The sequence below is a fragment of the uncultured Campylobacter sp. genome (assembly GCF_937949835.1).
Lineage (GTDB): Bacteria > Campylobacterota > Campylobacteria > Campylobacterales > Campylobacteraceae > Campylobacter_B.
In genome coordinates this window covers 1-3,295 of record NZ_CALEDC010000125.1, presented here as the reverse complement: position 1 = coordinate 3,295, position 3,295 = coordinate 1, and the positions used below count along the sequence as shown (strand labels likewise).

General features: G+C 42.6%; 3 protein-coding genes. All 3 read left to right on the top strand.

The window, feature by feature from the left end:
• A partial coding sequence (locus Q0256_RS02745; RefSeq protein ID WP_297959834.1) for a fumarate reductase flavoprotein subunit occupies positions 1-1,330 on the top strand: 1,330 nt, incomplete at its 5' end.
• Positions 1,323-2,060: a fumarate reductase iron-sulfur subunit gene (locus Q0256_RS02740; RefSeq protein ID WP_297959832.1), complete on the top strand. Its 738-nt coding sequence runs from the start codon at positions 1,323-1,325 to the stop codon at positions 2,058-2,060. The genes Q0256_RS02745 and Q0256_RS02740, both read left to right, overlap by 8 nt.
• Before the next feature lie 176 nt (positions 2,061-2,236).
• Entirely contained in the window at positions 2,237-3,103 is an 867-nt protein-coding gene (locus Q0256_RS02735; protein ID WP_297959830.1) for a hypothetical protein, read from the top strand.
• Positions 3,104-3,295: the final 192 nt, after the last annotated feature.

Here is a 3,295-nt window from a genome sequence, read left to right as displayed (position 1 = left end):
CGTTTGCGAGGGTATAGGTGCTGCTATCGCGCTTGAGACCGGCGTCGCGCAGCTTGGAAATATGGAAGCGGTGCAGTTTCACCCGACCCCTATCGTTCCGAGCGGAATTTTACTTACCGAAGGCTGCCGCGGCGACGGCGGAATTTTGCGCGATGTGGACGGCTACCGCTTTATGCCGGATTATGAGCCTGAGAAAAAGGAGCTTGCTAGCCGCGACGTCGTAAGCCGCCGCATAATGGAGCATATCCGCGCAGGCAAGGGGGTAAAGAGCCCTTATGGCGAGCACGTTTGGCTTGACATTTCGATCCTCGGACGCGAGCATATTGAGAAAAATTTACGCGACGTGCAAGAAATTTGTGAGATTTTCAACGGCATCGATCCTGCCGATACTGAGGTAATAACCGACGAGCAGGGCAGAAAGCGCGGCAAGGGCTGGGCTCCGATCCTTCCTATGCAGCACTACTCGATGGGCGGTATCAAAACAAAAGCTACGGGTGAGAGTCCAACGCTAGCTGGACTTTTCAGCGCCGGCGAGGCTGCGTGCTGGGATATGCACGGCTTTAACCGCCTAGGCGGAAATTCCGTCGCCGAAACCGTCGTCGCGGGCATGATCGTGGGAGAGTATTTTGCGGAGTATTGCCAAGGGCACGATGTCGATATCAATACGCACGATATCGAAAAATTCGTAGATAAAGAGAAAAATTACATTAAGAGCCTGCTTGAAAAAGAGGGTAAATTTAACGTATTCGAGATCAAAAACAAGATGAAAGATGTGATGTGGGAGCACTGCGCGATCTTCCGCACCGGCGAGGGATTAGCCAAAGCCGTAAAAGAGCTTGAGGAGCTTTACAAGCAGTCCTTGGACGTCAAAGTAAGCAATAAAGAGCTTTTTGGAAACCCAGAGCTTGAGGAGGCTTATCGCGTACCGAAGATGCTAAAGCTCGCGCTTTGTATCGCCAAGGGCGCGCTCGATCGTACCGAAAGCCGCGGCGCGCACTTCCGCGAGGATTATCCAAAACGCGACGATCTAAACTGGCTAAAACGAACGCTTGCGAGCTGGAAGGAGGGCGATACTATGCCTACTCTAAGCTACGAGCCGCTTGATATTATGAAGATGGAGATGCCGCCTGCATTCCGCGGATACGGCGCCAAAGGCAATATCATCGAGCATCCAGACAGCGCCGTGCGCCAAAAAGAGGTCGATGAAATTCGCGAGAAAATGCAAGCCGAGGGCAAAGGCAGATATGAAATTCAAGAGGCATTGATGCATTATGAATTGCAGCCAAAATACAAAGCACCTAACGAAAGAGCAGGTATAGGATATGAGTAGAAAAATAACAATAAAGGCATTTAAGTATAATCCGCTAAGCAAAATTTCAAAGCCGCACTTCGCTACTTACGAGCTCGAAGAGACCGACGGAATGACGCTGTTTATCGCGCTTAACGTGATTCGTGAGAAATTTGATCCCGAGCTAAGTTTCGACTTCGTTTGTCGCGCGGGTATCTGCGGTAGCTGCGGTATGCTCGTAAACGGCAAGCCGCAGCTTGCGTGCCGCACGCTTACTAAGGATTATCCGGACGGCGTGATCGAGCTTATGCCGCTTCCATTTTTTAAGTTGCTAAAAGACCTCAGTGTTGATACGGGCAACTGGATGAACGCGATGAGCAAACGCGTAGAGAGTTGGATCCACACCGATCACGAAACCGATATCTCAAAGCTTGAGGAGAAGGTCGAACCTGAGGTCGCGCAGGAGGTTTTCGAGCTGGATCGCTGCATCGAGTGCGGTATCTGCGTAGCTGCATGCGGCGTAGCGATAATGCGAAAAGACTACATCGGCGCCGTCGGTATTAACCGCGTAGCGCGCTTTCAGATCGATGCGCTGGATAAACGCAGCGACGCCGATTTTTACGAGCTGATCGGCGATGATGACGGAGTATTTGGCTGTATGACACTGCTAGGCTGCGAGGATCACTGCCCTAAGCATCTTCCGCTTCAAAGCAAAATCGCCTATATCCGCCGCAAGCTTGCCGCTCAGGGCAAATGCGGCTGCGGCAAATAAAATTTAAGCGGGTTTTTCCCGCTTAAATTTATCTTCCAATTTTATAAATTTTACCTCGATAGATAAATTCCAAAATGCTTGGGTCAGGCAAGTGAAGTAGCTTTAAATTTAATACTATCCCAAGCGACAGAGAAGTAAAATACAAAATCGCTTAAGATCGCTAGCGAGGGATAAGGATGAACGAAGCAAAGCCCAAAGAGTTAAAGAAAATTCTAAATGAACGGCATCAAAATTTAGAGCAAGGCTCGCAAGAAGATTTTAATGCTCAAAATTCTGATGCCTTAAATTTTGATACTTCAAAATCCGATAACTCAAATTTAAACATAGAAGGAAATCTAAAATTTCAAAATTCAAATTCTGATGATGCCGCTTCTAATAAAAATTCTAAAACTGGGGCTAGAGACTACGATAAGGATCCGATAGTTATAAAAAATTACAGCATTATGCACTTGCTATTTTATATCATCATAGCAATCATCATTCCGTCTATTTTCATAAAAATTTTGTATAACAAAGGTTTGATAGATTTATATTATGGCGGTAGAACATATTTGCTATACAATCAAAATTTAACTTTTATTTTAAGTGTTTTATTTTTGTGCCTATTGGCTTTGTATTGCTATTTTGCAAAAGAAAAAGACATTATTATCAACAATTCGCACATAACATATTTTAAAAACATATCAAGCGGGTTGGAAATTTTTAAAATAAACAATGATAGCTTTATCAAGAAAAACTATAAATTGAGAATAAATGTTTTATGTTTTATTTTGTGTTTGATTTCTCTATTGTCAGGTTTTGTCTATCAAAAAATTATTTTTGTCATTTCTATACTTGTCGTTAGATTTTTGCCAATATTCCTATTTTCGATACTTCAAAATAAAAAATTTGAATTTTATAATCCAGGATATTTATGCATTAAAACAAGAACCGGAAAACAGATAGTTCCTTTGGTTTCAAAAGAAGATACAAAAGAGGTAAGAGAATATTTTTTAAATAAGCTTAATATCGATATTATCGATAAAGTAAATTATTTTATGTAATCAAATTTTAATAAAGGACATGTAGATGAGTAGAGTAAGTATTGATAAAAGGTGTACCTATTATAGGTAGTCTTAAATCGTTACAAGAATATTTTTCTGATTTGCCAAAAATGTCAGAATTTTTTATCGTATTGGCTCGTTAGGTTTTTTCTTTGTATGTATGTGGCGAATATATTTATAAAATTCGTCGTA

What these genes read in the sequence shown, in the direction of transcription:
- Q0256_RS02735 (WP_297959830.1), top strand. Translation starts at nt 2,237, where the DNA reads ATGAACGAAGCAAAGCCCAAAGAGTTAAAGAAAATTCTAAATGAACGG.
- Q0256_RS02740 (WP_297959832.1), top strand. Translation starts at nt 1,323, where the DNA reads ATGAGTAGAAAAATAACAATAAAGGCATTTAAGTATAATCCGCTAAGC.